This window comes from Thermanaeromonas sp. DSM 22490, assembly GCF_056378755.1.
In genome coordinates this window covers 58,547-83,460 of the sequence record NZ_JBJHHE010000015.1, presented here as the reverse complement: position 1 = coordinate 83,460, position 24,914 = coordinate 58,547, and the positions used below count along the sequence as shown (strand labels likewise).

The following is a 24,914-nucleotide window of genomic DNA, read 5'->3' as shown; positions in this document are numbered from 1 at the left end:
GGAGGTTCTCCCTTTTTTCGTTTTTTCCTGCCCCTATGGTAATCTATGGCTTTTACCTAGATTTATTTTACTGCTACTTGCCTCCCTGGCAAAAACTGAGGATAACTCAGCCAGTTATACTGGGATCTTACCAGTTTCTAGGCCCGCGATAATATACATAGCGTGAGACCAAAGGAGAGGCTTGGCTATAGGACCCCAGCGGTTCACCCAGTAGGAATAATGTTCCTCGGAGGTGAGATTCTGGGGCACCTGCTCGGGAAGCTGGCCCTCCTCATCCGCCTGAGCTGCTACCCATTCCATAAGCTCCTGCGCTTGCTTGGAGCGGCCGAGAAGGCGGTAGTACCAGGCCAGCCAGCAAGCCAGAATCAGCCATTCGCCGCCTCCGTAATAAGTATCGGCACGGTACCGCTTGACTCCCCTGCCCCGCAAGTCCTTTTCTATTTTGGCCACCGTAGCTAGGAAGATGGGATCCTCCGGGGAACAAACTCCAAAAGGCAAAGCCAGCCATAAAAGGTTGGCATCTACCTCCGTAGAGCCGGCAAATTTAACAAAATGACCTTCCAGGACAAACTCTTCCCGGATTTTTGCCGGCAAAGCGGTTAAAACGTCCACCACCTGTTCCTCCCAAGTAGGGCTAAGCCAGGGTAAAATGGCTTTTAAACCGCCGTATATGGCTGCTAGAGTGGAGGGATGGCGGTATTCCCCGTATTCCTCCCAGCAATCCAAGCAAGGGATATTCCACAGGCCGCAGAGATAACGGGTGATCTGGTGTGCGGTTTCGCGGTAAGCCTCATCCATCCAGCCGCCGTTTTTGAGGTAAGCGGCCAGGCCCCACAAAAAGATGCCGTATCCGTCCAGCTGGAAGTTGCCCCACGGCTCCCGGCCCTCTTTACCTGCCAGGGTATAACGGGTGTGCAGGCAAAGGGTATCATCAATAGGCCGCTTCTCCTCTACGGCCTTAAGAGCCCGCTCTATTTTATGGCTATGCTTTAAGATAGTACGGGACATAAAGGAATAAAAGGCTGCCGCAGCTTCTTTTTCTCCCACCAGATCCAGGGCATAGGCTATAAATGTACCATCCCGCAGCCAGACATAACGGTAAGGCTCGAAATTCGGCGCTGCGGGAAAGGCTCCTTCGGGAGTCTGATACTTTTTAAGGATGGCTATGCTTTTCCTAAGCAGGTCCTCCAGTAAAAAGCACTCCCTCCCCTGGGGGCTATCGGGCAACAGTGCTTAAGAAATAGCGGTGAAAGCGAAGGTCGTCGGTTAGCTCGGGGTGAAAAGCTGTAGCTAAGAGTTTCCCCTGCCGGACCGCCACAATCTTGCCTTCAAAGGTAGCCAGTACCTCAGACGGTGGGTAGGCTTCCTCCACATAAGGTGCGCGAATAAAGACCCCGCGGACAGGGGACTCCCCCAGCAGAGGCACTTCCAGGTCCACCTCAAAGCTGTCTACCTGGCGGCCAAAGGCATTGCGCCTCACTCTGGTGTCCATTAATCCTAGGCGCGGCTGCTGGCTGTCAACGATTTCCTTAGACAGCAGCACCATACCGGCACAGGTGCCGAAAATAGGCATGCCTTCTTCCGCCAGGTGCCGAATGGGTTCCATTAAATCAAATTCCACCATCAGCCTGCCGATGGTGGTACTTTCTCCCCCGGGAATAATAAGACCTTCGATTCCTTGCAACTGTTCTTTTTTACGTATTTCTTTACCGAATGCCCCACAGGCTTCCAATTTCCATATGTGTTCACGAAAGGCTCCCTGCAGGGCCAGCACTCCTATGACCATAACCCTTATCTTCCTCTCTTTACCAACCGCGCTCCTGCATACGTTGTTCCTCGCGCAGGGTAGCAATATCAATACCAGGCATAGCTTCTCCCAAGTCCTTGGAAACCTCGGCCAGGACATGGGGATCGTTGTAATGGGTGGTAGCGGCTACAATCGCACGGGCCCTCTTCATGGGGTCTGCTGATTTGAAGATGCCCGACCCTACAAAAATACCGTCCGCTCCCAGGTGCATCATTAAGGCCGCGTCGGCCGGGGTAGCAATACCCCCCGCAGCAAAGTTAACTACCGGCAAGCGCCCTAACCTCTTAGTTTCCACTACCAGCTCATAGGGTGCCTGAATGTTTTTGGCAAAGGTCATAAGCTCTTCCTCAGGCATATTTTGCAGGCGCCGGATCTCGCTCATAATAAGGCGCATATGGCGCACTGCTTCCACCACGTTACCCGTTCCCGCCTCTCCCTTGGTGCGGATCATGGCTGCCCCTTCGCCAATGCGCCTTAAGGCTTCGCCTAGGTTTCTCGCACCACAGACAAAGGGGACTTTAAAGGCGTGCTTGTTAATGTGGAACTCTTCATCAGCTGGGGTCAGTACTTCACTCTCATCAATATAATCTACTCCCAGGGCCTCCAGGATCTGGGCTTCCACAAAATGGCCGATACGTACCTTAGCCATCACCGGAATAGTGACCGCTTCCATAATGCGTAAAATAACTGTAGGGTCGGCCATGCGCGCCACCCCACCGGCAGCGCGAATATCGGCAGGCACCCTTTCTAAAGCCATTACCGCACAGGCGCCGGCTTCTTCCGCAATCTTGGCCTGCTCGGGGGTGGTGACATCCATAATCACTCCACCTTTGAGCATCTCGGCCAAACCCTTTTTTACTGTCCAGGTGCCTTTTTCTGCTGCAGCCACACCCACTCCCCCCTTGAAAATAAGATTAACTGTAAGTGATTTTACAACATAAATGTTCAGGCCTGCAACCTGTTTTTGATATTGATTAATAAAAAGCTATTTTGTTAAATATTTCTTCACTGTATCCTAGCTACCGCCATGACCTTGTCCTCTTTCTCCAGGCGCATGAGGGTAACCCCCTGGGTATAGCGGCCCTGGCGGGAAATATCCGCCACATTCAAACGGATGAGTAATCCCTCGGCTGTAATCAGCATAAGTTCGTCTTCTTCCCGGGCTACCACCAGGGCGGATAGGGGGCCGGTTTTTTCGGTAATCTTCATACCGATCAACCCCTTGCCTCCGCGGCTCTGACCCCGGTATTCCTCCAGGAAAGTGCGTTTCCCGAATCCCCTCTCGGAAACCAGTACTACTTCACCTCCCGGATATAGCCGGGCCATGCCTACGACTTCATCGCCTTCCTCTAAATTAATACCCCGTACCCCGTGAGCTGTACGCCCCATACTGCGCACTTCCACCTCGCTAAAGCGGATAACCCTTCCCTGCCGAGTGGCCAAGATAATTTCATCTTCTCCACGAGTCAATTCCACACCAATGAGCTCATCGCTCTCCTCCAGGGCCAGGGCAATCAACCCGTCGCGCCGCGAAGTCCGGTATTCGCTTAAGGGAGTCTTTTTAACCGTACCCTGTCGCGTGGCCATGAAGAGGTATGCTTCCTCCTCAAAATCCCTAACAGGGATAACCGCCGTGATCCTCTCTCCTTGGCTTAAATAAATGAGGTTCACTAGGGCCGTACCCCGGGCCTGACGGGTGCCTTCCGGTACTTCATGGGCTCGCAAGCGGTAGACTTTACCTTTGTTAGTAAAGAAGAGGAGATAGTGATGAGTAGTGGCCACGAAGAGGTGCTCTACAAAATCCTCTTCTCGGGTGGCCATAGCCTGGATTCCCCGGCCTCCCCGCTTCTGGCTCTTATACGTGTCCACCGGCAGGCGCTTGATATAGCCCCTGTGAGTAACGGTGATGACCACATCTTCCTCGGCAATGAGGTCTTCCACATCTAAGTGCTCTTCCTCGGCCACAATCTGGGTCCGCCGGGGATCAGCGTGCTTGGCTTTTATTTCCAATAATTCGTCGCGCACAATTTGCATCACTTTGGCTTCGCTAGCCAGGACTTCTCGATAGTAAGCTATTTTTTTCTGTAACTCCTGGTATTCTTCCTCTAATTTCTCCCTCTCCAGGGCCGTCAACCGTTGCAAGCGCATATCGAGAATAGCCTGGGCTTGTTTCTCACTCAAAGAGAAATTCTCCATTAAGGCTTTGCGAGCCGTATCCACGTCCGGGGAACGGCGGATGGTCCTGATCACAGCATCGAGGTATTGCAGGGCAATGCGCAGGCCCTCTAAAATGTGGGCCCTGCCTTCGGCCTGGCTTAACAGATACCGGGTGCGGCGGGTGACAATATCCTTCTGGTGCTTAAGATAATGCTCCATCATCTCTTTTAAATTTAAAACTTTAGGCCTTCCGTCTACCAGGGCCAGCATAATGATGCCGAAGTTCTCCTGCATCTGGGTGTGCTTGTAAAGCTGATTCAATATCACCCGCGCCTGCACATCGCGCTTAAGTTCTATAACCACCCTCAATCCTGTCCGGTCCGATTCATCCCGCAGATCGCTTATACCTTCTATCTTTTTTTCCCGGACTAACTCGGCAATGGTTTCGATAAGGCGAGCTTTGTTAACCTGATAGGGTACCTCGGTGATAACAATTTGGCTTTTGCCGCCGCTAAGGGTTTCAATCTGAGCCTTGGCGCGAATCTTGATGGTGCCCCGTCCGGTGCGATAAGCGGTCCGTATGCCTTCGCGGCCTATGATTAGGCCCCCGGTAGGAAAATCTGGACCTTTTACTACCTGCAAAAGCTCCTTTAGGCCGGCATCCGGTTTTTCAATGAGGAGCACCAAAGCGTCTATAACTTCTCCTAAATTATGAGGCGGTATGTTGGTGGCCATGCCGACGGCGATGCCGGCGGACCCGTTGACCAAAAGATTAGGAAAGCGCGCGGGCAATACCACCGGTTCCTTTAAAGTGCCGTCATAGTTAGGGATAAAATCCACCGTGTCCTTTTCAATATCTGCCAGCATAGCCATGGCCAGGCTGGAAAGCCTGGCTTCGGTATAACGCATGGCGGCCGGAGAATCACCGTCTATGGAGCCAAAGTTGCCGTGGCCGTCGATTAAGGGATAGCGGCTGGCAAAATCCTGGGCCAGGCGGACCATGCTCTCATAGACAGCAGCATCCCCGTGGGGGTGGTAGCGGGCCAGAACATCGCCCACTACGCGAGCCGATTTTTTATATGGTTTATCCGGCGTCATATTAGCCTCATACATGGCATAGAGGATGCGCCGGTGGACGGGTTTTAGCCCGTCGCGGACATCGGGCAAAGCGCGTCCTACAATCACGCTCATGGCATAATCGATGTAGGAGCGCTTCATTTCTTCTTCAATTTTTACCGGCAGGACAGTACCGATAGCTTCAGCCGGCAAGTCGGTCAACTCCTCTTATCTTAAATATCCAGGTTCCGTACCTCATGTGCGTGTTTCTCAATAAATTCTCGCCTGGGTTCAACGCGATCGCCCATAAGGATGCTAAAAATCTCGTCCGCCGCCACCGCATCTTCCAGGGTGACCTGCAGGAGGGTACGCGTAGCGGGGTTCATGGTGGTTTCCCATAGCTGTTCAGGGTTCATCTCGCCCAGACCCTTATAACGCTGTATGTCCCAGCGCTCTCCGTTGCGGGAGGCCAGGAAGTTCTCCAGCGCCTGCTCGCTGTACAAATAATGGACTTCTTTGCCCCGGGATACTTTATATAAAGGCGGCTGGGCTATATATACATAACCCCTTTCGATCAGGGGGCGCATATAACGATAGAAAAAGGTCAAAAGCAGGGTGCGGATGTGGGACCCATCAACATCCGCATCGGCCATAAGGATGGTCCGGTGATACCGGAGCTTTTCAATATTAAAATCATCACCAATGCCTGTCCCTAAGGCAGTAATGATGGCCCGAATTTCTTCGTTGTTTAAAATCTTATCTATCCGGGCCTTTTCCACGTTTAAAATCTTACCTCGTAAAGGCAAGATAGCCTGAAAACGGCGGTCCCGGCCCTGTTTAGCGGAACCGCCGGCTGAATCGCCTTCTACCAAGAATATCTCCGTCAAAGCGGGATCTTTATGGGTGCAATCAGCCAGCTTGCCCGGCAGGGCAGTCACTTCCAGAGCGCTTTTCCTCCGCGTAAGCTCTCTGGCCTTGCGGGCTGCCTCTCGCGCCCGGGCAGCCGTTAAGGCCTTATCTAAGATACGTCTGGCTACCGTAGGATTTTCTTCTAAATATGTGCTTAAATTCTCAGCTACTATTGCCTCTACGATGCCACGAACTTCCGTGTTACCCAGCTTGGTCTTGGTCTGCCCCTCAAACTGGGGCTCTTTCACCTTAACGCTCACCACAGCGGTCAGGCCTTCCCGGACATCTTCTCCAGCCAGGTTACCATCCGTCTCTTTTAAAATATTAAAGCGCCGGCCATATTCATTGATAACCCTGGTTAAAGCTGACTTAAATCCTACCTCGTGGCTGCCGCCTTCGGTAGTATGGATATTATTAACATAGGATAAAATCAGTTCATTGTAGCCATCGTTATATTGCAGGGCTACCTCAACTAGAACATCATCCCGTGTGGCGCTGAAGTAAAGGGGTTTGGCATGTAAAACGTTTTTATTTTTGTTGAGAAAACGGATAAAATCTATCAGACCGCCATCGTGCTGGTATACTTCTTCTCGGTCACGGACCTCATCGCGAAAGATAATTTTTAAACCGCGGTTCAGAAAAGCCAGCTCCTGCAGCCTTTTAGAGATAATTTCTGGGTCAAACTCTACTGTTTCAAAAATTTCTGGGTCGGGCTTAAAGGTTATAATTGTCCCTGTTCCCTTGGCTTGACCGACAACCTTGAGATCTGTAACTTTCTTCCCGCGGCAGTAATGCTGCTCAAAGATTTTACCGTCCCTTTTTACCTTCACTACCAGCTCGCTAGACAAAGCGTTTACTACAGACAAGCCCACTCCGTGGAGCCCACCCGCTACTTTGTACCCGTTACCGCCAAATTTTCCTCCCGCATGTAGCATGGTGAGGGCCACTTCCACCCCAGGCAGGCCTGTCTTTTCATGAATGTCCACCGGAATGCCGCGACCGTTATCAACTACGGTCACCCGTCCATCCCTGTGGAGTATAACCTCTACTTTGGTACAAAAACCGGCTAGAGCTTCATCTATGCTATTATCCACCAGCTCAAAAACCAACTGGTGCAGGCCCCGTACTCCGGTATTACCTATATACATGCCGGGCCGGCGGCGGACGGCTTCTAGTCCCTCTAATACCTGGATTTGGCTGGCATCATAGACCGGTGCAGCTTCCCTTTCTTCCTGCATTTCTTTCCTCCTAGACTTTATTCATTTAAGGAAGAATATATCATAAGAGATATCTCCTGGGCAATGCACCGCTTGCCTAAGACAGCTGCCCTCTTGGCCAGGGTAGTGGACGAAATGGAAGAATGATAGATCTTTTTATCAGTGGTGATAATAAAAGACTTAATCGGACCTTCTTTTTTGGGAAGTTTGTGGCTGTTGATAGCCCAAAACTCCTTGTTGATGGCCGAGCGGTTAAATTTCTCATAATCCAGGATGGCCACTATTTCCTTCAAAGGTATAACCGTATCGCCACCGATGTGCAGATACAAAGCTTTCACCCCCTATAAAGCTCTTTAGCCTGGTGTCAATTTTATTATAGCTCCCCCGTCTAAAGGCCGCGCGGGTAGAAAATCAACGTCCGTGGTAGTTATAAAAGTCTGTCCTCCGTGATTTATGAGATTTAAAAGAGCCCGCTGCCTTTTCCCGTCCAGCTCCGAAAATACATCATCTAATAACAGAACAGGCCTAAACCTCAAGACCTCCGTAAAGTAAAGTACTTCCGCCAGTTTCAAAGCTAATACGAGGGATCGCTGCTCCCCTTGGGAAGCAAAATAGCGTCCTTCCTTACCTGCGATTTCAAAGATAAAATCGTCGCGATGAGGACCTAATAGGGTACTACCAGCTGCAATCTCCTTTGCTCGTTTCAGGGAAAGAGCTCTAAACCAGTCCTCTTCTGCGTTTAGGCTGGGTCGGTAACATATATATATATTTTCCGGTCTTTCCACCAGAGAAGCATAAAATTGGCGGGCCAGAACCGACCATTTTTCCACTACTTCCCCTCTCTTCTTCACCAAAGCCAGCCCGCTGGATACCAACTGTTGGTCCCAAGGTTGTAGTTCTTCCTCTCGGGCCTGTCCAGCCTTTATTTGGCGCAGCAGGAGATTCCGCTGGCTTAAAACCCGCCGATAAGTTAAGAGCGAATGGCAATAGGCGCGGTCCAGCTGGCTGATTTCTCGATCCAAAAATTGTCGGCGTATAACCGGCGGCCCTTTAACTAGATACAGATCATCAGGGCTAAAGGTGACAGTGGGAAGAATTCCTAAAAGTTCCAGCAAGCGGTGAGGTGCTCCATTAATAGTCAACTCTTTCTTACCCGGATGGTAAACTAAGGTTATTTCTATTTTTCGCTGCTCCCTGTAGACCAAACCCTGGAGGCGAAAGCCGGCACTGCCCAAGCTGATGAGGTCTTTATCCTGGTGATATCGAAAGGATCTACCCGTGGCCAGGTAGGCTATGGCTTCCAGAAGATTAGTTTTGCCGGCACCGTTAGGTCCCACCAGAATATTAAGGCCGCGGTTAAAGGTAAACTCTTTTTGGTAATGATTGCGAAAGCTATGCAAAGAGATTTTAGACAAAAACACAGCCTGCATATCTATTTTTACCCAAGTCTTACCGGTAAAATCAAACAAAAATAATTATCGCTAGCCTGGGGTTGCACGACAATGGGTTTTAAAGCCTCATTTAGCTTTAAAATCACTGTCTCGTCTTCGATCACTTTCAGAGCCTCCAAAAGGTAACGCCCGTTAAGGGCTACCTCTACGCTGGGGCCTGCAATTTCAGCCATTAGTTCTTCTTCTAGCTGCCCTACTTCCGGAGCTTGGCTTAGAAGCTTTAAAGTCTCGCCTATCTTCAAGCGGATAATGGAAGAGCGCAGCTTGGTATCATCCCTGGCGAGCAAGGTAGCTCTTTCCACAGCCAGAGTCAATTCTTCTGTGGGTACTGCTACCTGGGTAAGAAAGCTGGTAGGCAAAACCTGGCGATAAGGGGGAAACTGGCCGTTTAAGAGACGGCTATAAAAGGTTAAATTTTCTGCTATAGCGAAGATATGGCTGCTTCCTATAATTAGAGTTACTTCTTCCTCATCACCGGGTAGGAGCCGGGATAGTTCCAGCAGTGCCTTATGGGGAATAATAGGAGCAATTTCGCCTGTCTTTTCTGATGTATTTATTTTTCCTTCATACAAGGCTAGACGATGGGTGTCGGTGGACACCATAACAAATTTTCCGGTTTCCGGGTGTACCTCCCATAGAATACCGTGATAGATGCTGCGGAGGTCTTCGCTTCCGGCAGCTATCCCTACTTTTTTTACAGCTTCTTTAAATTCTTTGATCGAGATCTTGAAGGAATTAGTTCCAGATGGTTGAGGAAGAGATGGAAATTGATCGGGGTCCATGCTGTGCAATTCTACCTTCGACTGTTGGTAAACTATGCTGACCAGGCCTCCGGGAGAGCCTTTCACAGTGATATTGACTGGAGGCAAATGGCGTACCAGATCAGTAAAGATGCGGGCAGGAAGCAGAAGTTGGCCTTCTTGGGCAACCTCAGCTTCAAAAGAAACAATTATGCCTATTTCCAGATCGGTAGCGTGAAGGGTGAGTTTTTCGTCTTGGGCAGCGAACAAAATTCCGGTTAAAGACGGTAGAGTGCTGGTGGTGGCAATGGCCCGGGAGACTTTTTGAACGGCGTTGGACAGCTGGGGCTGGGCGCAGGTTATGTGCACGTACGGGGAACCTCCTTCTTCATCTTTACCTTGATAGTAATAGTACTGATCAAGGCGTGTGGAAATGTGGATAAGGACAGATGGACCTTGATCAAGAAGGAATTTAAGTTGTGGGTAAAGATGTTTATGGATTCTTTATCTGTTGAATAAGATCGGTGATAACTTGTTGGAGTTCAGGATCTTTTTGCAGATCTTGGGTTATTTTTTCCCAGGCGTGAAGCACAGTGGTATGATCTCGTCCTCCGAATTCTTCTCCTATTTTGGGAAGGGAGGCGTCGGTTAGTTCCCTGGCCAAATACATGGCGATCTGCCTGGGATAGGCTAGGTTGCGGGTGCGCTTTTTGCCTTTAAAATCCTCGGGTTTTAGATTGAAATAGTTGGCTACTTTTTCCTGGATGAGATGAATAGTAATGGGCTTGGGCTTGGCCAGGGATAAAGCATCTTTAAGAATTTTTTCTACAATTTCTAAGGTGAGCTGTTGTTCTGTTAAGGACGCATAAGCTGCTACCCGTATGAAAGCTCCTTCCAACTCGCGTATATTGGTGTCCACTTTCTGGGCGATGAAGAGCATAATTTCGTCTGGTAAGTACAGGTTATCTAGGGAGGCTTTTTTGCGCAAAATGGCTACTCTGGTTTCTAGATCAGGTGGCTGAATATCGGTTATAAGTCCCCATTCAAAACGAGAGCGCAACCGGTCTTCCAGAGTGGGTATTTCTTTTGGTGGACGGTCGCTGGATATTATTATTTGTTTGCTGGCTTCGTATAGCGCATTAAAAGTGTGGAAGAATTCCTCTTGAGTGCGTTCTTTACCAGCTAGGAACTGAATATCATCGATCAGTAATACATCTATGTTACGGTACTTATTGCGAAAGTTCACGGTATCGTTGTCATGGATAGCATTAATAAGTTCATTGGTGAACTTTTCTGAGGAAACATACATAACGCGATAGTGGGGTAAGTGTTGCCTAACATAATGGCCGATAGCCTGCATGAGGTGGGTTTTACCTAAACCTACACCGCCGTATATAAAAAGTGGATTATAGGCCTTGGCCGGCGCTTCGGCTACGGCTAGGGAGGCGGCATGGGCGAAACGGTTACTGTTGCCTACGACAAAGGTGTCAAAGGTATATTTGGGGTTTAAATAGCACAGTTCTTCGTTGCTGGGAGCAGCGGCTGCATTAAGGAAAGTTATATCCTCTTGCCCTGGAGGCAGAGCAATCAGCTGTACGCTGACGTACTGATGAAACACTCTTTCCAGGGTAGTCTGAAGCAGAGAAGAAAAACGGCTTTGGATATAATCTCGGGCAAATTCGTTGGCTACCGCCAGGATGAGGGTGTGGTGTTTAAAAGTCAAAGGACGGGCCTGGCGGAACCAAGTGTCTATAGTGGCAGCTGGCAATTGTTGTTCTAGTAAATGGAGAGCTTGCTGCCAGGCAATCTCCAAATTGATGGGCGGCAAAGAGGACCCCCCTCGATTGTGGATAAGGAGCAAAATGATCTTAACAAAGATGTGGATAACTAGCAACTGGCCTTTTCTTGACAGCAACGAAAAAACTGGGCTATAATTTAACTAAATTGCCGACTATTGCCCTTTTTTAAGACCGAGTAACGTGATGTGGGATTATGGAACTTAAGTCAAATCGGTTTGGCGGGGAGGGAAAGGATTGAAAAGGACTTATCAGCCTAAACGGAAACGGCGCAAAAGAGTGCATGGTTTCTTAAAGCGTATGAGCACCAGGGCGGGCCAGAAGGTTATTAAAAGGCGTCGGCGGAAAGGAAGAAAGAGATTAACTGCTTAAAGGGGGTAGAGATTTGCTATCGGCCGCCCGTAGAATCACCTCTTCAAGGGATTTCCGCCGGGTATACCGCCAGGGCCGTAAAGTGGGAAGTAGAATTTTAACTCTTTACTGGCAGCCTAACGAGTTAGGACTTGTGAGATTTGGCTTTGTAGTTTCTAAAAAGATCGGGCGGTCGGTGGTTCGCAACCGGACCAAAAGGTTGCTAAGAGAAGCTTGTCGCCGCCATTTACATCTTTTCCGGCATGGATTTGACGTCATATTGGTAGCGAGAGAGGGGCTGAAGGAGCTCTCCTACAATGAGGTAGTGAAGGAAGTATTAAGTTTAAGCCGGCGGGCTAAACTATTGGTTAATGAAGGAAACGAAGGACTATGAAGTGCGGTCAAAAAATGGCTATTGTATCGATAAGGCTGTATCAAAGGCTCCTTTCTCCGTGGTTAGGAGCGCACTGCCGGTTTTATCCTAGTTGTTCGGAGTATGCCCTTCAGGCCATTGATCGGTATGGTTTATGGCGGGGCGGGTGGCTTGCTGTGAAGAGGATTGGCCGTTGTCACCCGTGGCACCGCGGTGGTTATGATCCTGTTCCTTAATGCAAAAAGAGGAGGTGAAGCCCTGCCTGCCCTTAAGTTATAAGGATAAGGACATGCAGGCAGGTTAGTTTGGGCGGCTTAATTAACTTCCTTTCGCAATCAATCCAATTTTTCTATAATATTACGGAAGCCATAGGGATACCTAACTACGGATTAGCCATTGTTTTCTTTACCATTGCGGTGAAGATAATTCTATACCCTTTGACTTATAAGCAGCTAAAATCCATGCGGCGCATGCAGGAGCTACAGCCGAAGGTCCAGGAGTTGCAGAAAAAATATAAGAATAACCCCCAAAAAGCTCAAAAAGCAGTATTAGAATTATATCAGGCCGAAAAAATAAATCCTTTTAGCGGCTGTCTGCCTCTTTTGATACAGATGCCCATTTTATTTGCTTTATTTAGTGCTCTGCGGGGGTTCTTTGACCCGGCAGCTAACCCTGGCGTGAGGATGGAACATGCTAATTTTCTCTGGGTACCTAATTTAGGCAGTAGGGATCCTTACTTCATTTTGCCCATCCTGGTAGCGGTTACTACTTTTTTGCAGCAGAAGGCGAGCATGGTTAATCCGCAGGACCAGTCCCAGAAAACTATGCTCATAGTTATGCCTTTACTTATAGGTTGGATGAGCAGCCAGTTTTCAGCCGGGCTGGCCCTTTACTGGGTGGTATTCAGCCTGATGGGTATCTTGGAACAATGGTTCTTGCGCAGGCAGCCGGGGCTGATGAAGGAGGAAGTCAGCGCCAAATGAAGGAAGTGGAGATGACCGGTAGAACGGTGGAGGAGGCTGTAGAAGCGGCCCTTAAAGTTTTAGGTGCCAGAAGAGAAGAGGTGGAGGTCAGGGTCCTGGAAGAAGGTAGCAAAGGTTTTTTGGGGTTGCTGGGGACGCGACAAGCCAAGGTAAAGGTTGTTTTACCTGATAGTCCGGAAAAGGTTATAAAGGAATTTTTGGAGCGGATTTTGCAGGTCATGGCCCTTCAGGCGGGCATAGAGATTAGGCGGCGGGACGAATATTTCTTGGTTAGCTTTCATGGTCGGGAACTGGGAGTCTTGATAGGGCGCAGGGGAGAAACCTTAAATGCTTTAGAATACTTGACCAATCTAGCTGTTAATCGTATTCTAGGTCAGAAGATAAAGATCGTATTGGATGCAGAGGGTTACCGGAAACGTCGGGAACAAGCTTTGGTGCGCTTGGCCCGGCGTTTGTCCGAAAAGGTTAAGCGAACAGGCAACAAAGTAGTGCTGGAACCAATGACGCCACAGGATCGGAGGATTATCCATACTGCCTTGCAGCATGACAGCCAGATTATCACCTTTAGCGAAGGTGAAGAGCCGAACCGCAAAGTGGTTATCTCCTTGCGTAGATAAGAAGGATTGATAAAAAGGGTTGGGCAGCAGGGCGAGGTAGTTAGGTACCCAGTAATACATAAAAAAGTATTACTGGGTTTTGTGTATTTGGGCACCTTATTTGTTGGAGGAATGGGATTTGCTCGAGGATACCATAGCTGCTATTGCTACTCCCCCGGGAGAAGGCGGTATTGGTATCGTGCGCGTAAGTGGCCCGGAGGCGCTAGACATAGCGGGAAAGGTTTTTCGGTCCAAGAGGGGTAAACCTTTAAAAGAAACGGAAAGCCATCGCCTGCGCTTGGGGCTGGCACTAGACCCGGAAAGCGGCGAGGTTTTAGATGAGGTTCTGGCTGCCGTAATGCGAGCGCCCTGCAGTTACACTGCCGAGGATGTGGTGGAGCTTCACTGCCACGGAGGCCCTTTGGCCTGCGCTCGGGTGCTGGAGGCTGTTTTGAAAGCCGGGGCGCGGCTGGCTGAACCGGGTGAATTTACTCGCCGGGCTTTTTTGAACGGTCGGCTGGATCTGGCCCAGGCGGAAGCCATTATAAATATTATTCGCGCACGCAGCCGCCTAGGCCTCGCTGCCGCGGTAGCTCAGCTGGAGGGTAAACTTTCGCGACGTATTAAAGAACTTAAAGATGAAATTACCAGTGTGCTGGCAGCGGTGGAGGCCAGTCTGGATTTTCCGGAGGAAGTAGGAGATGTGAGCCCAGCGGAGAAGGAGCGCTTGGCCAGGGTAAAGGAGGGTATCCTTGAGCTGCTGGCTACCTGGGAAGAGGGCAAAATTTTGAGCCAGGGCATAAAGATCGCCTTGGTAGGGCGGCCTAATGTGGGCAAATCCAGCCTATTGAATGCCCTTTTGCGGGAAGAAAGGGCTATTGTGAGCGATATCCCGGGAACCACCAGGGATACCATTAGTGAGGCCTTGCAGCTGGGAGGTTTTCCTTGCCAACTGGTAGATACAGCTGGCTTGAGGAAGGCTGCTGACGGGCTGGAGCGCTTGGGTATTGCCCGCAGCCGCGCAGCGGTGGCGGCGGCTGATCTGATCTTGTTGGTGATAGATTTGACGTCGGGGGTTACCCCAGAAGATGAAGAAATAGCAGGAGAACTAGGGAATAAACCTGTTATAATTGTAGGCAATAAAGCAGATGCGGTGGATAGCGTAGACCGGGAGGGGCTGGCCCGGTTGGCCGGAGGAAGGCCCTTGGTGGTAGTTTCCGCCAAAAGCGGGGAGGGGCTGGAAGATTTGGCCAGGGCGGTTCGGGATCTCGTTCTGGGCGGCCGGGCCTTTCGCCGTCCAGAGGAACCCCTGCTTTTACGAGAACGGCACCGGGCAGCTTTGGAGAGAGCTTTAAAAAGCGTAGAAGACGCCCTTAAAGCCTGGGAAGAGCGGCTTCCCCTGGATCTGGTGAGTATAGATTTATATGCAGCGTGGCAGTCTATGGGCGAGATTACGGGAGAGACAGCCCGGGAGGATCTGCTGGATCGCATTTTTAGCGAATTTTGTTTGGGAAAATAATTAATTAAACTAAGGATTGAGGGAGAAACGGAGGTGAGTAAGGTGTACTGCGCTGGTGATTATGACGTAATTGTGGTGGGTGCCGGGCATGCTGGATGCGAAGCCGCTCTAGCTGCAGCCAGGCTGGGCTGCCGTACCCTGTTGTTGACTTTGAGCCTGGAGGCTGTGGCCATGATGCCCTGCAACCCGTCCGTGGGCGGCCCGGCCAAAGGTCACTTGGTGCGGGAGATCGACGCCTTAGGCGGCCAGATGGGCCTGAATACGGATCGCAGCCGTATTCAAATACGGCGGCTTAATGTAGGTAAGGGTCCGGCAGTGAGGGCCCTGAGGGCTCAGGCCGATAAGAAACTATACCAGCAACTTATGCTTTTAACCCTTTTGCGGCAGGAAGGTCTGGAGCTGAAGCAGGCAACGGCTACTCGGATAGTGACGGAAGGTGGACGGGTTAAGGGGATAGTAACCCGCACGGGGGCTTTTTTTAGTTGCCGCAGTTTGGTGATTACCACAGGCACCTATTTGCGCGGACGGATAATTATCGGCGATGTGACTTATGAGGGCGGCCCTAACGGCCAGTTTCCGGCCGTTGAGCTGTCGACCAGCCTAAAAGAGTTGGGCCTCAGGATGGGCCGTTTCAAGACGGGTACACCGCCGCGGGTAAATCGCAGGTCTGTGGATTTTTCCTGTATGATCGAGCAGCCCGGGGATGAGGGACCGTTGTATTTCTCCTTCTGGGAGGAAACTCCGGGGCGTCCCAACATTTCCTGCTGGTTAACCCATACTACTGAGAGGACTCATGCTATTATACGGGAGAATCTGCACCGGGCGCCCCTCTTTACCGGGATCATCCAGGGACAGGGGCCGCGGTACTGCCCTTCTATTGAGGATAAAGTGGTCCGGTTTGATCGTCCGGCGCACCAGGTTTTTCTCGAGCCTGAGGGGTTAATGACGGAGGAAATGTACGTGCAGGGCTTATCTACCAGTTTGCCCGAGGATGTGCAGCTGGAGGTTTTGCACAGTATTCCTGGTCTGGAGAGGGCCGAGATGGTCCGACCGGGTTATGCTATCGAGTACGATTATGTGGACCCTACGCAGTTAAAACTGACTCTGGAATGTAAGGAAATACCGGGGCTTTTTCTGGCCGGGCAGATTAACGGTACTTCCGGCTATGAGGAAGCGGCTGCCCAAGGCTTGATGGCCGGCATCAACGCCGCCTGCCTGGCCCAGGAGAGGGAAGGCCTGGTCTTGAGCCGTTCGGAGGCTTATATCGGTGTGCTGATTGACGACCTGGTAACCAGGGGCGTGACGGAACCTTACCGGCTTCTCACTTCGCGGGCCGAGCACCGGTTGCTCCTCCGGGAAGATAATGCCGACCTGCGCCTGGCCGAAAAGGGATATAAGGTGGGGCTGCTGGATGAGGCACGCTTTGAGACTTTTTGCCGTAAACGGGAGGCCATCATGAAGGCTATGGAATATCTACGGCAGGAGTACGTGGGGCCAGACAATGAAGAAGTTATGGAGCTTTTGGCCGAGCGCGGAGAAAGTCTTCTTAAGGGACCTGTCCGTTTGTCGGATTTATTGAAGCGGCCGGGCATAAATCTTTCGGACTTGCAGGACAGGGGATTGGTCCCAGAGCTGGATCCCGCGGTAAGGGAGCAGGTGGAAATTTCCTTGAAATATGAAGGGTATATAGCCAAGGAACAGGCCCAGGTGGAGAGGTTGGCGCGGCTAGAAGGACGCAGGATTCCTCCAGATTTGGATTACCGCCAAATTCGAGGCCTTTCTAAGGAAGGGCAGGATCGCTTGAGCAAGGTACGGCCCGAGTCTATAGGCCAGGCCATGCGCGTGCCGGGAGTAACGCCGGCTGATATAAGTGTACTACTGGTGTATCTGGAGCAAAGGCGGCGGGAACAGTCGCGGACGGCCAATTTATCCTAGCCTGGCTTGGCTCGGTTAGAGAGACATGGGGGTTGTGCAAGTGGCTGGGTCGGCAAGTGAATATAGAGCTCTGGAGCAGTTTTTACTCGAACGGGGGTGGAAAATGGATCCAGAGCAGGTAGAATTGCTGTACAGGTACGGCCAAAGGCTCTTAGAGACCAACAAAGAGATAAATTTAACGTCTGTGGTGGAGGAGAGGGAAGTCTGGCGCAAGCATTTTTTAGATTCCCTTCTCCTTTTTTTTGCCCTGGAAGTTCCTCCGGGCGCTCGGGTGGTGGATGTGGGCAGCGGTGGCGGGTTGCCCGGAATAGTGTTAAAAATATACCGCAGGGACCTGGAGGTAACCCTGGTGGAGAGCGCTAGGAAGAAAACGGTTTTTTTAACGAGGGTGATAGGGGATCTGGGTCTTGAAGGGTTAAATTGTGTGTGGGCGCGGGCAGAGGAACTGGGTCGCCGGGATAATTTCCGCGAAAGCTTTGATATAGCCGTAAGCAGGGGGGTGGCAGCCATGGCTGTTTTGCTGGAGTACTGTCTTCCGTTGCTGAAGGTGGGGGGAAGGATGGTGGCTTATAAAGGCCCCCGGGTGGAGGAGGAATTGGATCAGGCCCGGCAGGCTTTACGATTGCTGGGGGGACAGGTGGAAAGGATATGGTCTGGCTGTCTGCCGGACAAGGGAGAAGAGCGGCGGCTAGTAGTTGTACGGAAGGTTGTGCCTACTGGTCCTGCGTGGCCACGTAGGCCGGGCATGCCGGAGAAAAGACCGCTTTAGCTTAAGGTGGAATTTTGCTATAGTAAGTAATGAAGGGACGGGGTGGGTCGGTTAAAATAATGGCAGGTGGAGAAACTGGTGAGGGAGAGAAAGGTATGGGCAGAGTAATTGCCGTGGCCAATCAAAAAGGAGGGGTGGGCAAGACTACTACTGCGGTAAACTTGAGCGCTTCCCTGGCAGAAGAGGGGAAAAAGGTGCTGCTGGTAGATATTGATCCCCAGGGCAATGCTACCAGCGGGTTGGGAGTGGATCGGTTTAAACTGGAGCATTGCATGTATGATGTGTTAATTCATGGCCTGCCTCTGGAAGGGATTATTATAGCTACGAACATAAAAGGCCTGGATTTGGCTCCTGCCACCATTGAACTGGCTGGAGCCGAGGTGGAGCTGGTGGGCGCCATTTCCCGTGAGGGTAAGCTAAAGAGGGCCTTAAAGGATGTGCGGGAACGCTATGATTTTGTTTTTATCGATTGTCCCCCTTCCCTCGGCCTCCTTACTTTAAATGCCCTGGCGGCTGCTGATCGCGTTTTAATACCTATCCAGTGCGAATATTATGCTCTGGAGGGATTAGGCCAGTTAATGAATACGGTACAGCTGGTGGCGCGGCACCTGAACCCGGGGTTAGAGGTGGAAGGAGTGGTTCTTACCATGTTCGATCCGCGGACCAATTTGTCCTTGCAGGTGGTGGACGAAGTCAAGGGATATTTTGGAAACAAGGTGTTTAGCAGCATTATTCCAAGGAATGTGAGGCTGAGTGAAGCACCTAGCCATGGATTGCCTATCACTATATATGATCCGCGTTCGCGCGGAGCAGAGGCATACAGAGAGTTGGCCAGGGAGGTGCTGGCCAATGGCTAAGAGGGGCTTGGGCCGGGGTTTGAGCGCTTTGTTGCCGGAAGTCAAGGAAATAGGTGGTGAGGTTCGGCATTTAAACATTGACCTGATCGTGGCCGGGCGCCACCAGCCGCGTGAGGATTTTGATCAGGAAAAACTGGAAGAGCTAGCGGCTTCTATTCGCAGCCATGGGGTAATCCAACCCGTAGTGGTGCGGCCTTTAGGTGATGGGAGATATGAACTGGTGGCCGGGGAGCGGCGGTGGCGGGCTTGTCGCTTGGCGGGTGTGAAAGAGGTTCCGGCGCTGGTTCGCGATTTAAGCGAGAGGGACGTAGCGGAGATAGCTTTGATAGAAAACCTTCAGCGGGAGGATTTAAATCCCCTAGAGGAAGCCCGGGCTTACCAGACACTGATTACGGAGTACGGTCTTACCCAGGAAGAGGTGGGTGCGAGGGTGGGTAAAAGCCGGCCGGTGATAGCTAATGCTTTACGCCTGCTCCAGCTACCCTTGGCCATCCAGGAAATGTTGCGCGCAGGTCAGTTAACTGCTGGACATGCCCGGGCCCTTCTAGCCGTGGAGGATGAAGAAGTGCAGCTACAGGTGGCTGCGCGAGTGGTGCAGGAAAAATTAAGCGTCAGGGAGACGGAGGATTTAGTAAGGAAACTTCAATCTAGGGAGAAAAAAACCGGGCCATCGGTCAAAAGAGAGGAGACGAAATCCACGCCTTGGCCCTTGATGTCCGTGGAAGAGGTGTTGGAGGAAAGATTGGGAACGGTGGTCAAAGTCCGGCCTTTGCAGAAAGGCGGCCGCATCGAGATATACTTTTATAGCCAGGAGGAGCTTCACCGGCTGGTGGAGGAATTGACCCATCTCCATCTTTCGGAATGAGAAACCGATGTTTCACGTGAAACAATATATTGTTCAAAGGATTGTGCGATATGATAGCCAACTTTATAAATGCTGTAGCCATACTCCTAGGAACAACACTAGGCAGACTTTTGGGCGTTCGCCTTCCTGAAAGGCTAGTGGAAACCCTTTTTCAAGCTCTGGGCCTTGGAATTCTTTTAACAGGAGCCACTATGGCCCTGCAAGGGGAAAAAATAATCCCCATCATTATAAGCCTGATCTTAGGGGCCACCATAGGTGAAATAATCAATCTGGAAGGCCTGCTGGAGGCGCTGGGACGAAAGTTGGAAAAAGGTCTGGGAAGCGACCACGGAGATTTCGGCCGCGCCTTCGTGGGAGCTAGCCTAATATACTGCGTAGGCGCCATGGCCATCACTGGCGCCCTAGAAGCGGGGCTGAACCACAATTATACTACCCTCTATGTTAAATCCCTTCTGGATGGTACGCTGGCAGTGATTTTGACCACTAAGCTGGGAATAGGGGTAGGTTTTTCCGCCTTGAGCGTCCTGGTCTATCAGGGCACCCTTACCCTCGGTGCTACTTGGATAGCTCCTTTTTTGGACCCGGCGGTGGTCAAGGAGATCACGGCTACCGGGGGATTGTTGATCATGGCTATAGCTCTGAACCTCCTGAAGATTAAAGAATTCCGGGTAGGCAACTTGTTGCCGGCCATTTTTCTGGTGGGTATATTGGTTAGCTTTTTTTAAGAAAATAGCAAAGGGAGGATGGAAGGTATGCGCTGTCCCCTGTGCGATGTATCTATGAAGGAAGTAGAGCGCCGCGGAGTTTTAATCGATGTTTGCCCGGAATGCCGGGGCGTCTGGCTCGACCGGGGCGAACTGGATAAACTGCTCGCCACTGTCGGACACCATGAGGAAGAGGCATCCTATGAAGAAAACACTACATGGAAGGGAACGCACCATAAACCTAGAAAGCACCGCAGCTTGCTGAAGGAAATTTTTGACTTCGATTTTTTTGACTAACAAGTACCAGGTGGCCCTCGACCACCTTAGGGCCAGTAAACCCTCAGTTCCTCTATTTCAGCAACCGGACCTTGACAGAGGAAATCCCAGGACCCATAAACAGAGCTGGTTTGCCCCCATCCATGGGTCTAACATGGAACTTTCCTGGCGCAAAGCTTCATATTTCACCTCACTCCGGCAGCCAAGCGCTACCGAATGGGGTCGGTAAGCTTAACACCAGGTGGCCAGTAATTCAATACTCATATCCCCTTCGGCCAGGTTCACGCGGACACCGGAGGCCTATTCGAAGGGGAGGAAAGGTTTGTGCCAGCCACAGGGCTGCGTGTACCCGGTCAGGTAAACAAAAAATATCCAACAGAAATAGCCAGGCTACAAGAGCGCCTGGCTAAGGTAACGCAATTACTGGAAGAAAAGGCCAAGCCCTAAGCTTAAGACCCCGACTAACCTTCGACTAGTTCTGGTGGCGGACCACCTGCCCTTGCAGCGCTTAGGGCAGCGACGTACACTTCCTTTAGGGGTATATTCTGCTCCTGAGCTACCTTGCGGCAGGATTCATACTCTGGAGCGAGATTGAGGCTTAAGCCATCCCCTGTCCCCGTCCGAAAGGCGCCCCATTTCACTAGTACCGGCCCATAAGGCGTTTCCACGGTAACTACCTGGCGGCGCGCCACTAACCGGGCTTCCTCGCGGAAGCGTACGCCCAGAGTGCTGGAATGACGGAAGAGGGTAGCCACTACTTGATCCAAGCTGCTTTTGGGGCATAAGGCTGTAAACACCATGCCGGGGCGGCCCTTCTTCATGTATACGGGCGCAAAGAAGGCATCTACTGCGCCGGCGGCCAGGCTTTGTTCCACCAGGTAGGGGAAAAGCTCTGGATTCATATCATCCACGGTAGTCTCTACTACCATGATTTTTTCCTCCTCCGGGGAACCCTTCTGGGCCTCACCTAAGAGGAGCCGCAGAAAATTGGGCCGGGGAAGTCTGGTTTTACCCGAACCATAGCCGCAGGAAATCAACTTCATGGGCGGCACAGGACCAAAGGAAGCAGCTAAAGTAGTGATCAGGGCTGCGCCGGTGGGCGTCACCAGCTCGCATTTTACCTCGCTGCCGTAAACTGGGTAACCCTCTAGTAGATAGGTAGTAGCCGGCGCCGGGACTGGGAGTTCACCGTGACGGCAGCGCACCCAGCCTGAGCCCAGGGGCAAAGCAGAGGAATAGATCTCTTCTACCCCCAAGAGATAAAGCCCCAGACAGGTGCCGACAATGTCGATAATGGCGTCCACCGCGCCCACCTCGTGAAAGTGCACATGGTGGGAGGAAATTCCGTGGACTCTGGCCTCCGCGGCCGCCAGGCGTCGAAAGACAGTTATGGCTTTCTCCTTTACAGGCTGAGGCAAAGAAGACGCGGTGATGATCTCCTCAATATCATGAAGATGGCGCTCCGGCTGTGGCCCTTCTACTGCTACCTCCACATCCATACCCTCTATGCCATACTGCTGGACCCGCTTAACCTTTAGATTCCAGCCCTGAAGGGGTAGGGTCTTTAAACCCGCCTCCAGTTCGGCCAGAGGCAGGCCACAAGCTAACAAAGCTCCCAAGCACATATCTCCGCTGATCCCCGAAAAACAATCGAAATAAGCTACCTTCAATTCCCCTAACCCCCTATGCTTGCCGATTAGCAAGGACTTCATTCATACTGCCGCTGCGGTAACCCTCGAGATCCAGGGTTATATAAGTGAAACCCAATTCCTTTAAAGTGGAAATCACCTGCTGCCGGACTTTGTCGTTTATGAGCAGAGGGAAGGCCTGGGGGTTCACTTCCAACCGGGCCAGGGAGCCGTGGTGGCGCAGGCGCACTTCTTTAAGCCCCAGCTTCCGCAAGAAACTCTCTCCTGCCTCAATTTGGGCTATCTTTTCCTTGGTAATGGGCTCTCCATAGGGAATACGAGAAGAAAGGCAGGCCATGGACGGTTTGTCCCAGGTGGGCAGGTTGTAATAGCGCGAAAGCTGCCGGATTTCCTCTTTGGTCAGGCCTACCTCCATTAAAGGGCTTCGCACACCAAAGGCCCGCGCGGCCCGCATGCCGGGGCGAAAATCGCCCTGATCACTAGCATTGGAGCCATCCACCACTACCTTTAAACCCCGGGAAGCAGCAATTTCCTTAAGGAGGCCAAAAAGCTCACTTTTGCAATAGTAACAGCGATCTACCGGGTTAGAACAAAATTCCGGGTTATCCATTTCCTTGCTCTCTATTATCAAGTGCTCCACACCCAGGCTCCGGGCTATTTCTTTAGCTTCCTCTAGCTCCGACTGGGTATAGGTGGGCGAGGTAGCTGTCACGGCCAACACCCGCTCAGTCACTTCCTTGGCTACGCGGAGCAAGAAGGTACTATCTACCCCGCCGGAAAAGGCCACCAAAATACTTCCCATAGCAGCTAGATTTTGCCTTAAATGCTCAAGCTTACCTAGCAATTCTGGTGCAAGCATAATTTTCCCCCCTTTTTGCCCGATTTTACCCCAGGGCCAGAAAACCTGTCAATGAGCAAGGATATTTTTCGAGCAGGACGAACAGAGTCAAAAATAAAAAGGGAAAAGCCGCCTGCATGTGGAATTAAAATGCAGCTAAAGATTAGATAAAAAGGAGCAGGTGGTGATAGCATTGGACTATATAGTTCAGCTTTTTGTCCCCTACCTTCCCTATGCAGTAATAGTCTGCCTTTTACTTACCGCCCTGCTTCTGGTCCTTTTATTTTCCCTCTGGGCTGAAGTGCGGCGTCTGGAGAAAAGGTTAAGGCGGCTGGCCGGGACTGGAGACGGGCAGGATCTGGCGGCAGTGCTGGAGCGTTTTCGGGATTTGAAAGAGGTAAAAGATACTATAGACCGCCTGGAAGAAAAATTGGGGGACATTCTCCAGTACCTGGAGGGTACTTTGTGCCGGGTAGGCATGGTGCGCTTTAATGCTTTTCCAGATACCGGCAGCGATCTAAGCTTTGCCCTGGCGGTGCTCTCCAAGGCAGGAGACGGCTTTATACTTACCAGCCTATATTCGCGGGACGAAACGAGGGTATTCTTAAAGCCGGTGAGGCGAGCCAAGGCCCTTTATCGGTTAAGCGAAGAAGAAGAAAAGGCTTTGGGGATTGCCTTGGGTTTGGTAACAGACTGATGGGGGCAAAATAAGCCCAGGGGTGATGGTTGATGATCTTTAGCAACCGCCTGGATGCAGGGCAAAAGTTAGCGGCCTCCCTAAAGCAGTATGCTGGCAAGGACGTCCTGGTACTGGCCATCCCGCGCGGTGGAGTGGTGGTGGCCAAGCCAGTAGCGGAGACCTTGCAGGCCGAACTGGATGTGATTATTCCCCGCAAAGTGGGGGCACCGGGTAACCCGGAACTGGCTGTAGCTGCCGTAGCCCCTGATGGTATGGTTATATACAATGATCAAATTTTAAGCGCTTTAAGGCTCGATAAAGAGGACCTGGCTCCGGCTGTGGCCCGTGAGCTGGCTGAAATAAGGCGCAGGATACGAGTTTACCGGGGAGAAAAAGAAGAACCCAAGGTAAAAGGCCGGACAGTAATAGTTATAGACGATGGGCTGGCTACTGGGCTTACCATGGAGGCAGCTTTAGTTTCCCTGGCCAAGAGAGCGCCCCAGGCACTGGTCCTGGCAGTACCCGTAGCACCGCCCGATACTATAGAGCGGCTGCGCCCTCTGGTCAACGAGATTGTCTGCCTGGTCACCCCGGAACCCTTTTATGCAGTAGGTGAGTTTTATTATTCCTTTCCTCAGGTGGAGGATGGGGAGGTGCTGGCCCTCCTCCACGGGGATCACTGGAAGCCCTGAGCAGCAGGCAGGCTATCTCCTAGTCCATAGGCCTGGCGCACGCCATGGTAGATGGCCTGGGCAATTTGATCGGCCATGCGCATGACTAGGCTCAGGCGCGTATTTTGTAGGACAAAATATTCCATATAGCCCCCCACATTGACAATGCCAGTGAAGTGGAGGTCTCCCACAGCCGGCAAATTTTTATTTACTCCGGCTCCGGGTTTGAGGGCACCGGGGGCTAGGGTAATGCTGCCTACGCTTTCCGAATGTCCCAGGCAGGCATCGATGGCAATAATAAAGGGGTTGGAGTAAGCAGCATTTATCAGGTCCAATTTTTCCGTGAGGTTGCTGGCGTGAACCGGTTCCTCCAGAGTACCATAGATGGCCACGGGGAGGTCAGGGTAGGAACCGAGTTTGCTCCCCACCAGGGGACCCAGGCTGTCGCCGGTAGAGCGATCAGTACCAATGCCCACGACTACCAGGGGCCGGCTATTGGCTGGATTTAGCTGGGCAAGGTATTCTTGCAGGGCCGCACTCAGCTTTTGTACCACTAGGGGGTCCTGGTAATGATACTTGATCTTAGGCGTCGGGTTTAACTCTATAGACCAATTGCGGGGGAGAAAAGGGAATGTAACCATACCTTACCTCCTGCTATAATCTCGTGCCTAGAGTATATGCCAGCCGGGCCTTTTTTATACTTTTTTGGTACCCAC

Annotated in this window: 27 protein-coding genes; 15 read left to right on the top strand and 12 right to left on the bottom strand. The window is 51.4% G+C overall.

Annotated elements, in window-relative coordinates; translation table 11 throughout:
- Positions 1-114: 114 nt before the first annotated feature.
- The 9 genes from AC1BI1_RS10820 to dnaA all read right to left on the bottom strand — a co-directional run bounded on the left by AC1BI1_RS10820 (position 115) and on the right by dnaA (position 11,165).
- Positions 115-1,227, bottom strand: coding sequence for a glycoside hydrolase family 15 protein (locus AC1BI1_RS10820; RefSeq protein ID WP_476717304.1), 1,113 nt, complete (start codon positions 1,225-1,227; stop codon positions 115-117).
- Positions 1,217-1,786, bottom strand: a complete 570-nt coding sequence (gene pdxT / locus AC1BI1_RS10815; protein WP_476717303.1) for a pyridoxal 5'-phosphate synthase glutaminase subunit PdxT — start codon at positions 1,784-1,786, stop codon at positions 1,217-1,219. Before pdxT ends, AC1BI1_RS10820 begins: the two co-directional genes overlap by 11 nt.
- 19 nt (positions 1,787-1,805) lie before the next feature.
- Complete coding sequence (gene pdxS, locus AC1BI1_RS10810) at positions 1,806-2,696, bottom strand: pyridoxal 5'-phosphate synthase lyase subunit PdxS (protein ID WP_476717302.1); 891 nt, start codon at positions 2,694-2,696, stop codon at positions 1,806-1,808.
- Between the two features lie 116 nt (positions 2,697-2,812).
- A complete protein-coding gene (gyrA, locus tag AC1BI1_RS10805; RefSeq protein ID WP_476717301.1) occupies positions 2,813-5,233 on the bottom strand; it encodes a DNA gyrase subunit A in 2,421 nt (806 codons plus the stop codon).
- Between the two features lie 20 nt (positions 5,234-5,253).
- Entirely contained in the window at positions 5,254-7,167 is a 1,914-nt protein-coding gene (gene gyrB / locus AC1BI1_RS10800) for a DNA topoisomerase (ATP-hydrolyzing) subunit B (RefSeq protein ID WP_476717300.1), read from the bottom strand.
- A gap of 17 nt (positions 7,168-7,184) precedes the next feature.
- Positions 7,185-7,475, bottom strand: coding sequence for an extracellular matrix regulator RemB (gene remB, locus AC1BI1_RS10795; protein WP_476717299.1), 291 nt, complete (start codon positions 7,473-7,475; stop codon positions 7,185-7,187).
- 24 nt (positions 7,476-7,499) lie between these two features.
- Positions 7,500-8,561, bottom strand: a complete 1,062-nt coding sequence (recF, locus tag AC1BI1_RS10790) for a DNA replication/repair protein RecF (RefSeq protein ID WP_476717298.1) — start codon at positions 8,559-8,561, stop codon at positions 7,500-7,502.
- A 23-nt stretch (positions 8,562-8,584) separates the two neighbouring features.
- Positions 8,585-9,706: a DNA polymerase III subunit beta gene (dnaN, locus tag AC1BI1_RS10785; RefSeq protein ID WP_476717297.1), complete on the bottom strand. Its 1,122-nt coding sequence runs from the start codon at positions 9,704-9,706 to the stop codon at positions 8,585-8,587.
- Positions 9,707-9,830: 124 nt separating this feature from the next.
- Complete coding sequence (gene dnaA / locus AC1BI1_RS10780; RefSeq protein WP_476717296.1) at positions 9,831-11,165, bottom strand: chromosomal replication initiator protein DnaA; 1,335 nt, start codon at positions 11,163-11,165, stop codon at positions 9,831-9,833.
- Positions 11,166-11,370: 205 nt separating this feature from the next.
- Between dnaA and rpmH the strand changes: the two genes are divergently transcribed.
- From rpmH to AC1BI1_RS10715, 13 genes are all read left to right on the top strand, one after another.
- On the top strand, positions 11,371-11,505 hold the full coding sequence (gene rpmH, locus AC1BI1_RS10775) for a 50S ribosomal protein L34 (RefSeq protein ID WP_476717295.1): 135 nt from the start codon (positions 11,371-11,373) through the stop codon (positions 11,503-11,505).
- A 13-nt stretch (positions 11,506-11,518) separates the two neighbouring features.
- Positions 11,519-11,878, top strand: coding sequence for a ribonuclease P protein component (gene rnpA / locus AC1BI1_RS10770; protein ID WP_476717294.1), 360 nt, complete (start codon positions 11,519-11,521; stop codon positions 11,876-11,878).
- Entirely contained in the window at positions 11,875-12,093 is a 219-nt protein-coding gene (gene yidD, locus AC1BI1_RS10765) for a membrane protein insertion efficiency factor YidD (protein WP_476717293.1), read from the top strand. Before rnpA ends, yidD begins: the two co-directional genes overlap by 4 nt.
- A gap of 69 nt (positions 12,094-12,162) precedes the next feature.
- The gene (locus AC1BI1_RS10760) at positions 12,163-12,840 is read left to right on the top strand and encodes a YidC/Oxa1 family membrane protein insertase (RefSeq protein WP_476717292.1); all 678 of its coding nucleotides are present in this window, start codon (positions 12,163-12,165) and stop codon (positions 12,838-12,840) included.
- Positions 12,837-13,457 carry an RNA-binding cell elongation regulator Jag/EloR gene (gene jag / locus AC1BI1_RS10755; RefSeq protein WP_476717291.1) on the top strand — a complete coding sequence of 207 codons (621 nt, stop codon included), beginning with the start codon at positions 12,837-12,839 and terminating at the stop codon, positions 13,455-13,457. Before AC1BI1_RS10760 ends, jag begins: the two co-directional genes overlap by 4 nt.
- Before the next feature lie 118 nt (positions 13,458-13,575).
- The gene (mnmE, locus tag AC1BI1_RS10750) at positions 13,576-14,955 is read left to right on the top strand and encodes a tRNA uridine-5-carboxymethylaminomethyl(34) synthesis GTPase MnmE (RefSeq protein ID WP_476717290.1); all 1,380 of its coding nucleotides are present in this window, start codon (positions 13,576-13,578) and stop codon (positions 14,953-14,955) included.
- Positions 14,956-14,997: 42 nt separating this feature from the next.
- Positions 14,998-16,890 (top strand): tRNA uridine-5-carboxymethylaminomethyl(34) synthesis enzyme MnmG, encoded by a 1,893-nt coding sequence (gene mnmG, locus AC1BI1_RS10745; protein WP_476717311.1) that lies wholly within the window; start codon positions 14,998-15,000, stop codon positions 16,888-16,890.
- 40 nt (positions 16,891-16,930) lie between these two features.
- On the top strand, positions 16,931-17,659 hold the full coding sequence (rsmG, locus tag AC1BI1_RS10740) for a 16S rRNA (guanine(527)-N(7))-methyltransferase RsmG (RefSeq protein ID WP_476717289.1): 729 nt from the start codon (positions 16,931-16,933) through the stop codon (positions 17,657-17,659).
- A gap of 95 nt (positions 17,660-17,754) precedes the next feature.
- The gene (locus tag AC1BI1_RS10735; RefSeq protein WP_476717288.1) at positions 17,755-18,516 is read left to right on the top strand and encodes a ParA family protein; all 762 of its coding nucleotides are present in this window, start codon (positions 17,755-17,757) and stop codon (positions 18,514-18,516) included.
- Positions 18,509-19,381: a ParB/RepB/Spo0J family partition protein gene (locus AC1BI1_RS10730; RefSeq protein ID WP_476717287.1), complete on the top strand. Its 873-nt coding sequence runs from the start codon at positions 18,509-18,511 to the stop codon at positions 19,379-19,381. Before AC1BI1_RS10735 ends, AC1BI1_RS10730 begins: the two co-directional genes overlap by 8 nt.
- Positions 19,382-19,431: 50 nt before the next feature.
- Positions 19,432-20,106 carry a DUF554 domain-containing protein gene (locus tag AC1BI1_RS10725; protein WP_476717286.1) on the top strand — a complete coding sequence of 225 codons (675 nt, stop codon included), beginning with the start codon at positions 19,432-19,434 and terminating at the stop codon, positions 20,104-20,106.
- 27 nt (positions 20,107-20,133) lie between these two features.
- Entirely contained in the window at positions 20,134-20,382 is a 249-nt protein-coding gene (locus AC1BI1_RS10720) for a TFIIB-type zinc ribbon-containing protein (protein WP_476717285.1), read from the top strand.
- Between the two features lie 303 nt (positions 20,383-20,685).
- A complete protein-coding gene (locus AC1BI1_RS10715; protein WP_476717284.1) occupies positions 20,686-20,808 on the top strand; it encodes a hypothetical protein in 123 nt (40 codons plus the stop codon).
- Between the two features lie 14 nt (positions 20,809-20,822).
- On the opposite strand, the gene larC is transcribed toward AC1BI1_RS10715, so the two are convergent.
- Together larC and larE are read right to left on the bottom strand one after the other, a co-directional pair.
- The gene (larC, locus tag AC1BI1_RS10710) at positions 20,823-22,031 is read right to left on the bottom strand and encodes a nickel pincer cofactor biosynthesis protein LarC (protein WP_476717283.1); all 1,209 of its coding nucleotides are present in this window, start codon (positions 22,029-22,031) and stop codon (positions 20,823-20,825) included.
- A gap of 13 nt (positions 22,032-22,044) precedes the next feature.
- Positions 22,045-22,869: an ATP-dependent sacrificial sulfur transferase LarE gene (gene larE / locus AC1BI1_RS10705; protein ID WP_476717282.1), complete on the bottom strand. Its 825-nt coding sequence runs from the start codon at positions 22,867-22,869 to the stop codon at positions 22,045-22,047.
- A gap of 172 nt (positions 22,870-23,041) precedes the next feature.
- On the opposite strand from larE, the gene AC1BI1_RS10700 reads away from it, so the two are divergent.
- A complete protein-coding gene (locus tag AC1BI1_RS10700) occupies positions 23,042-23,545 on the top strand; it encodes a DUF4446 family protein (RefSeq protein WP_476717281.1) in 504 nt (167 codons plus the stop codon).
- 32 nt (positions 23,546-23,577) lie between these two features.
- Positions 23,578-24,219 (top strand): phosphoribosyltransferase, encoded by a 642-nt coding sequence (locus tag AC1BI1_RS10695; protein ID WP_476717280.1) that lies wholly within the window; start codon positions 23,578-23,580, stop codon positions 24,217-24,219.
- Here AC1BI1_RS10695 and yyaC read toward each other — a convergent pair.
- A complete protein-coding gene (gene yyaC / locus AC1BI1_RS10690; RefSeq protein WP_476717279.1) occupies positions 24,204-24,839 on the bottom strand; it encodes a spore protease YyaC in 636 nt (211 codons plus the stop codon). The genes AC1BI1_RS10695 and yyaC overlap by 16 nt on opposite strands.
- Positions 24,840-24,914: the final 75 nt, after the last annotated feature.

Excerpts from the sequence above, each read along its gene's own strand:
- yidD (WP_476717293.1), top strand. The coding sequence starts at position 11,875 with ATGAAGTGCGGTCAAAAAATGGCTATTGTATCGATAAGGCTGTATCAA.
- larE (WP_476717282.1), bottom strand. The coding sequence starts at position 22,869 with ATGCTTGCACCAGAATTGCTAGGTAAGCTTGAGCATTTAAGGCAAAAT.
- gyrB (WP_476717300.1), bottom strand. The coding sequence starts at position 7,167 with ATGCAGGAAGAAAGGGAAGCTGCACCGGTCTATGATGCCAGCCAAATC.
- AC1BI1_RS10725 (WP_476717286.1), top strand. The coding sequence starts at position 19,432 with ATGATAGCCAACTTTATAAATGCTGTAGCCATACTCCTAGGAACAACA.
- AC1BI1_RS10695 (WP_476717280.1), top strand. The coding sequence starts at position 23,578 with ATGATCTTTAGCAACCGCCTGGATGCAGGGCAAAAGTTAGCGGCCTCC.
- AC1BI1_RS10735 (WP_476717288.1), top strand. The coding sequence starts at position 17,755 with ATGGGCAGAGTAATTGCCGTGGCCAATCAAAAAGGAGGGGTGGGCAAG.
- yyaC (WP_476717279.1), bottom strand. The coding sequence starts at position 24,839 with ATGGTTACATTCCCTTTTCTCCCCCGCAATTGGTCTATAGAGTTAAAC.
- pdxT (WP_476717303.1), bottom strand. The coding sequence starts at position 1,786 with ATGGTCATAGGAGTGCTGGCCCTGCAGGGAGCCTTTCGTGAACACATA.
- AC1BI1_RS10720 (WP_476717285.1), top strand. The coding sequence starts at position 20,134 with ATGCGCTGTCCCCTGTGCGATGTATCTATGAAGGAAGTAGAGCGCCGC.
- AC1BI1_RS10730 (WP_476717287.1), top strand. The coding sequence starts at position 18,509 with ATGGCTAAGAGGGGCTTGGGCCGGGGTTTGAGCGCTTTGTTGCCGGAA.
- jag (WP_476717291.1), top strand. The coding sequence starts at position 12,837 with ATGAAGGAAGTGGAGATGACCGGTAGAACGGTGGAGGAGGCTGTAGAA.